Source organism: Mycobacterium sp., assembly GCF_035640695.1.
Lineage (GTDB): Bacteria > Actinomycetota > Actinomycetes > Mycobacteriales > Mycobacteriaceae > Mycobacterium.
In genome coordinates this window covers 46,496-52,986 of sequence record NZ_DASQVQ010000172.1, presented here as the reverse complement: position 1 = coordinate 52,986, position 6,491 = coordinate 46,496, and the positions used below count along the sequence as shown (strand labels likewise).

Below are 6,491 nucleotides of genomic sequence, written 5' to 3'. Positions count from 1 at the left end.
GGGGCGCCCCGTGCCGCGATGAGTTCCCGCCGGGTCGCGAGTCTGTTCTGGTGACCGTCGTAGGACGTCGTACGACGCTGCCCCGGCACGAGACACCACGGAGGACACCATGACCACCACGCCGGACGACCCGACCACTGCGCTGCCCGGCCGCCCGCCCGTCGTTGACCTCGCCACCTGGCAGAACGCCCGTGCCGGGCTTTTGGTCCGCGAGAAGGCCCACACCCGCGAGGGCGACGCGCTCGCCGCGGCCCGCCGCCGGCTACCGATGGTGGAGTTCGACGGGGCGGTCGAGGTCGTCGGACCCGACGGCCCGGTCCCGTTCCTGGACCTGTTCCAGGGCCGCGACGAGCTCGCGGTGTACAAGCACATGTGGTACGACGGCGCGCCGCACCAGGGGCAGTGCGAGGGCTGCACCACCACGGCCTGGCACCTGAAGGACGCCGTCTACCTCAACGCCCGCGGCGTCTCGTTCGCCATCCTGACCACGGGCCGTTGGGACGAGGTGGCCTCCTACGTCGAGTTCATGGGCTACACCCAGCCGTGGTATTCGGTGCGCGACGTGGACGCGCCGGTCGGCGGCAGCATGGGTTACCTCACCTGCTTCCTGCGCGACGGCGACCGCGTGTTCCTCACCTACTCCACGACCGGCCGTGGCAACGAGCCGATCAACGGGTCCCCTGGCCTGCTCGACATGACGCCCTACGGCCGCGGCGAGGCATGGGAGGACAACCCCGAGGGCTGGCCCGAGGGGCGAAACTCGTGCTGGTTCTGGCGCTCGGACGCGGACGGGAACGCCACCTGGGGCCCGACCAGCCGCCCCGTGCCACAGTGGACCCGCCCCGGCGCAACCCCGGTGGAGACCCTCGGCCGGCACGGCCACCACCGCTGACGGGCCTTCAACGACACCCGAGTCGTAGCCGGTCAGTAGGTTGGGATCCACGAGTGACCGCACAGTCCAAATTGTCTGCGGCCAATCGTTCTGGGGAGGTGGCCAGTGAATGAGAACATGAGCGACTTCCGCGCCCTGGACCCGTTCTTTCGGATCATCGAGCAGGGCCTTGCGGGATTCGTTGATGGTGATCACTTCTTCGACCTGCTGGCCGAGGACGTGGTCTTCGACTTCATCATCACGGTTCCGAACTACCCGCGCCACATCGTCGGCCGCGCCAACCTCATCGAACTCTACCGAGGCTACGGCTCCACGTTCTTCCTCGACCGCTGCTACGACCTGCGTGTCCACCATTCGCCGTCAACGTCGTCGGTGGTGCTCGAATACTCCTCGGAGGGAAAGGTTGTGGCCACGGGGCAGCCCTACGCAAACCGATACATCTCCGTGGTCGCCATCACGGACCGCAAAGTGAGCGCGTGGCGCGACTACCTCGACCCACTGCGCGTCTTCGCCGCCCTCGAGGGACGCGTCTTCGAACCGGACCCTAGAGCCCGGTCAGCCTTCAGGCCGGCAGACCAATCGCCGTGACCAGTATCAGCACCAGCGCCGCGGCGCCGACGAGATGCACCGGAAGGCGCGCAGTGATTCGGGTTGGGAGTGGCCGGTGCCCGAGCGTGCGTTGGCGTTGCAGAGCGATCACAGACATGCATAACGCGACGGCACCGGCTAGGCCGGGCAGCACCAGCCCGGACAGGCCCTTGTCGCCGTGAAAGTCCTTGAGCATCAACAGAACGCCGTTCGCCAAGAAGGCGAAAGACGTCCGATTCCAGGCCAGCACGGTGCGTTCCGCCTGCAGCCCGTTACCCCGCGGATCGCCCGAAGCCACTTCGCGGGTCAACCGGTGACCGCCTTGCTGATCAGCAACCCAAGAGTGAGCAAGCCGAGTGCCGTGAGACCGACGGCGAGGTAGGCGGGGGTGGGGTGACGGGGTAAGGGGTTGCCGATGCGGATGGCCCGATCCACCTGCCGCCACCGCAGCAGGCCCATGCCGGCGGTGACGCTTGCCAGCACCGCAAGCAGCACGGCCAGTGCATGCCGCGCGCCGGGGATTGACAACTCCGGGACGAGCTGAACGACTGCAACCGCTGCGGCAAGCAGCCCGAGCGCGGTGCGCTGCCACGCCAGAAACGTGCGCTCGTTCGCGAGGGTGAACCGGTAGTCGGGCTCGCACTCGACAACGGTGTCGGTTTCACCACGGCGTTTGACCCCTTGTCCGACGCGCCGATTGTCATCGCGGCGCCGGCGCATCATTCGGCCGATCGGTGTTGCCATTGAGCCTGAGCCCGGCCCCTTTGCACGAATAGGGAAGGGACCGGCGCGGCCGACCAGACACCCGGCGTACGCTCGCCCCGGCTGGCTACGGTCGACCGCATCCGCCGGGGCACGGCCATCCCGTTACGCCGACCCAGCCGATCAAGCCGATCCTCGCTAGCTGCGCGCACCGGCTGGGGTAACCACAAACCGGGCATTGTGTTGGCCCGGCACGAAGTCCACCGGAGCGCCGGTGGGGATGAGTGCTTCCTCTTCGACGCTGTCCTCGAATTGGCGGATCAGGCGCCGCGCATGCTGCATAACCCACCACCGAACATGGGTCTGGTTAACGGGTTCGCGCTCCTTCGGGTCCTCCAACAGGTTGATGATGCGGGCGAACCCGAGGGGCATCTCCGGATCGTGGAAGTGCTGTTGTCGTTTGAAGCTCACCTTGAATTGTGACCACTTGACGGCGTGCAGCTCCTCGTTGAGCCAGACCATGCAGCCCTCGCGCGCCGACGTGTCGCCGCCGGTGAAGAAGTCGTGCTGATCGATTCCGTCGATGATCCGGTCGGTTGGGGCGGCACAGCCGGCCCACCCCAGCAGCGTCGGAAACATGTCGGTCACGTGCACCATTTCGTTGCTCTCCCGAGCGGGTACCCTTCCCGGCCACCGGATCAGACACGGTGTCCGGATCCCGCCCTCGGCAGAGCTGAAGTACGAACCGTCGAAAAAGCCGGCGGTGCCGCGGCCGATCAGGTGGTCTTCGGGACCGTTGTCGCCGGCGAACACGACGATCGTGTTATCGGCCACGCCTAGCTGGTCGAGGCAGTCGAGGATGCTGCCGAAATCGTGGTCGAGCATCAACAGGCAGTCGCCCCACTCGCCGTTGGTGCTTTGCCCCCGGAACTCCTCGCGCGGAACCATGGGGAAATGCATCAGTGAATGATTGTGATAGAGATAGAACGGCTTTCCGGCCTCTACGCTGCGCTTCATGAACGCGCGGGCCCGCCGGTCGTACTCGGCGTCCATCTGCCCCTTGAGCGCGACGGTGAGCTGTTGGTCTGTGGCCCGCACTCCGTGCTCACGGGTGCCTTCATACATGTAGGAGTAGCCGTCGCGTTCTCCGTCATACCACGGGTCGTCGGGCCAAAGGCATTCGTCATATGTGCGCGCTGGGCCGTACCATTCGTCGAAACCGTGGTCGGTGGGCCAGCGACCGTCTTCGGCCCCAATGTGCCATTTGCCGAAACACGCTGTGGCATAGCCGGCCTCAGACAAGATATCGCCGATTGTGCGCTCCCATGCGACAAGACCGCCATCATTTCCGCCGAGCGCAATGGTGTGATTACCAGAGCGGATGGGGTAGCGGCCGGTCATCAGAGCCGACCGTGTCGGCGTGCACTGTGGCTCGACGACGTAGTGAGACAGTTTCAGGCCCTCGTCGGCAAACTGGTCGATCCGCTTGGTGTCGGCGCCGCGCAAGATTCCGCCGCCGAAACAACCAAGCTCACCCAGGCCGAGATTATCGACATGAAAATAGACGATATTTGGGCGGTCAGCCACGATGTACCTCGCAATCACTTTCGGTTTGATCTGTTCGGATGGTTGGCTGCATGCCTTGTCGGTAAAGCAGGCCTCGGTCAGCCGTCATCGCACTCCTGCCGGGGTCGCGGCATCGTCGTCACCAAACAGCACCGATCACCGCGGTAGCGAACCGATTCCAGGTCGAATGGAGTCCCGTCCTCCAGGTAGGTCAGGCGGTGCAGCAGCAGCAACGGCGCTCCCACGCGGATCTGAAGCAGCCTGGCGGTTTGGGGATCGGCGGCTACCGCCTCGGTGGTCACCTCTGCCCACCCCAGCCGGACGCCCAGCTCGCGTTCGATCAGCGAGAAGACGTCCGCGCTGTGCAGATCCGCGTCCAGCAGCACGGGGATCGCCTCTGGGCGAAGCGAACTGGTATCCAGAGACAGCGGAAGACCGCCCACCGAACGCAACCGCTCCACGAACGCGATCGGGCTGTCTTCCGGCACCGCCAGCTTGCGGGCCACAAACGGCGCTGCGACGGACTCGCTAACCGACAGCACCCGGTTGTCGACCGGCAGGTGGTAGCCCGCCATCGACTCCGCCAACCCCTCCAGCCGGTCGAGATGCTGGCGCAGCTTGGCTCCGGTTACAAATGTGCCGACGCCTTGCACCCGCGTGATCAGGCCTTCGGCTCGCAGCAGATCCAGCGCCTCCCGAATCGCGTTGCGACTGACGCCCAGCTCGGCAGCCAATGTCGTCTCTGGCGGTAGCGGCGGCCTGGCGGCGGCCAGGCCGCCGAACGCGCCCTCCATGATCTGGCTTCGCAAAATGTCGCGTACCCGGCGCGCGGCATCGGCGCGACTGCCCACGTACTCCTGGAAGTGCAGGCGCGGGAAGGTGGGCGGGCGAACCCGAGGCCGACTGGGCATGCGCCCACTGTGCCAGCTCCGCGCACGGACGGCCGTAAGCATCGTGTTACGCCACCACGGCAGCCACCAATTCGCAGGCCACGGCATATATTCCGGCGTTGCAGCGCTAGTTACGCCACACCGTTAAGAGCTCCCGGTGACTCGCCACCGCCGAAATCGTCGCGAACGGCTGTGGCATTTCTGCTGCCTGAAGCGCTGTCAGTGCAGTTGAGGCCGCTGCCCCGGAAGTCGTGGGTGGCGTAACAACGGTGTCACCGCCATTAGCACAGCTGTAATGCGCCGTGACGACCATCGGTGTCGTGGCGAAACGTTACAGCGCCGGGCGCGGCCGGTTCGGGGTTCCGCGTGGGCGGCGGCGCGGCTGCCGAGCGGAATCCGCGATGACCGAAAGGGGTCGGCTGATGCGCTGGACTGCAGCCGGCGTCGTTGCGGCCCTGGCCGTGACCGTGTTGGGAGCATGCTCGTCGGGTGGTGCGACGGTCGTCGTGAACATGGGCTACCAGTCGAAAACGATCAATACCGTCACGGCCGGCACCCTGCTGCGGGATCGCGGGACGTTCGAGGCGAAGCTCGCCGAGCTCGGCAAACGCACCGGCGTCCGATATCAGGTGAATTGGAACGACTTTGCGTCGGGACCACCGCTGACGGCCCAGATGATCGCGGGCAAGATCGACATCGGATCGATGGGCGACTACCCGTTGCTGGTCAATGGATCGAAGTCCGCAGGGTTTGATGACGTGCGGTCGCGGCTGGTGGCCGTGACCGGATACAACTTGCGCGGTTCACTGAATCAGGTTGTGGTGCCGATGGATTCGTCGGCCCAGACGCTGCGAGACCTGGCGGGCAAGACGGTGTCTGTCAGCGTCGGGTCGGCCGGACACGGCATGCTCGTGGATGGCTTGCGCGGCGTGGGCATGAACCCCGGCGACGTGCGGATCCTGAACCAAGAGCCGTCGGTGGGCGCCTCGGCGATCGAGGGCCGACAGGTCGACGCGTTGGCCCAGTTCGTTCCGTGGCCGCAGGTGCTGGCTTTCAACGGCAAGGCGCGGTTGCTCTTCGACGGCGGCCAAACCGGGGTGCCGACGTTTCACGGTGTGATAGTCCGCCAACGCTACGCCGAACAGCATCCCGACATCATGTCGACGTTCCTGGACGCGATGCGCGACACCACCGACTACCTCAACGCGCACCCGTTCGACGCAGCGCAGCGGGTCGCCTCGATCACTTCAATCAAGCCGGAGGTCGTTTACCTCTACAACGGCCCCAACGGGCTGGTGACCTTCGACATGACCATCAAGCCGCAACTGGTCGACGCACTCAAAAGCGACCTTCCGTTCCTGAAGGATCTCAATGCCGTCGGCGACCTCGATCTCAACAAATTCGTCGACGACCACTACGTGCGTCAGACGTTCGGCAGCGATTACGACCGGCTGGTTGCCAGCACCGCTAACACGGATCTGATCCGCGGCGCCGACCCGGGCTGCGGCGGCGCAGCCGTCGACCCGGCGCAATCGTCTGAGGTCTGGTTCGAGGGCGACCCCGGCACCGTTGTTGCTAAGAGTCCCACCTGCTTGCTGCGGCTAATCAAGACCAACGCAAAGACCGTGCGAGCGGCCTATGTGCCAGACGCCGGGCACGGCACGCGGATATTTGCGACCACGGCCACCTGGGTGATCGATCCCGCGTTGGGCTCAGACACCTCGTCGCTTCCGTTCGCGGTAGCCGCCGACGCCCAGCAGTACATCTCGACTCACCCGGGCAGCCGCCTCATCGACTATCCCACCGCCCTGTCGTCAGTCTAAGGAGAAGATGTTGCTCACTACGGACCTGCC

7 protein-coding genes are annotated in these 6,491 nt (G+C 65.6%); 3 read left to right on the top strand and 4 right to left on the bottom strand.

All coding sequences use genetic code 11. The features are described 5' to 3' along the window. Nucleotides 1-109 precede the first annotated feature (109 nt). Together VE759_RS20570 and VE759_RS20565 are read left to right on the top strand one after the other, a co-directional pair. Entirely contained in the window at nucleotides 110-892 is a 783-nt protein-coding gene (locus VE759_RS20570) for a DUF899 family protein (RefSeq protein ID WP_324935857.1), read from the top strand. A gap of 105 nt (nucleotides 893-997) precedes the next feature. Beyond that, nucleotides 998-1,480 carry a nuclear transport factor 2 family protein gene (locus tag VE759_RS20565; protein WP_324935856.1) on the top strand — a complete coding sequence of 161 codons (483 nt, stop codon included), beginning with the start codon at nucleotides 998-1,000 and terminating at the stop codon, nucleotides 1,478-1,480. Here the strand turns inward: VE759_RS20565 and VE759_RS20560 are convergent. The 4 genes from VE759_RS20560 to VE759_RS20545 form a co-directional block, all read right to left on the bottom strand. Beyond that, nucleotides 1,455-1,790, bottom strand: a complete 336-nt coding sequence (locus VE759_RS20560; protein ID WP_324935855.1) for a DUF202 domain-containing protein — start codon at nucleotides 1,788-1,790, stop codon at nucleotides 1,455-1,457. The two genes, VE759_RS20565 and VE759_RS20560, sit on opposite strands and share 26 nt — an antisense overlap. Further along, nucleotides 1,787-2,200: a YidH family protein gene (locus tag VE759_RS20555; protein ID WP_414687969.1), complete on the bottom strand. Its 414-nt coding sequence runs from the start codon at nucleotides 2,198-2,200 to the stop codon at nucleotides 1,787-1,789. The genes VE759_RS20560 and VE759_RS20555 overlap by 4 nt, the downstream gene beginning before the upstream one ends. A 180-nt stretch (nucleotides 2,201-2,380) precedes the next feature. Then, on the bottom strand, nucleotides 2,381-3,769 hold the full coding sequence (locus VE759_RS20550; protein WP_324935851.1) for an arylsulfatase: 1,389 nt from the start codon (nucleotides 3,767-3,769) through the stop codon (nucleotides 2,381-2,383). Nucleotides 3,770-3,846: 77 nt separating this feature from the next. Further along, nucleotides 3,847-4,659: a GntR family transcriptional regulator gene (locus VE759_RS20545; protein WP_324935850.1), complete on the bottom strand. Its 813-nt coding sequence runs from the start codon at nucleotides 4,657-4,659 to the stop codon at nucleotides 3,847-3,849. 380 nt (nucleotides 4,660-5,039) lie between these two features. Between VE759_RS20545 and VE759_RS20540 the strand changes: the two genes are divergently transcribed. After that, nucleotides 5,040-6,461 carry an ABC transporter substrate-binding protein gene (locus VE759_RS20540; protein WP_324935849.1) on the top strand — a complete coding sequence of 474 codons (1,422 nt, stop codon included), beginning with the start codon at nucleotides 5,040-5,042 and terminating at the stop codon, nucleotides 6,459-6,461. Nucleotides 6,462-6,491: the final 30 nt, after the last annotated feature.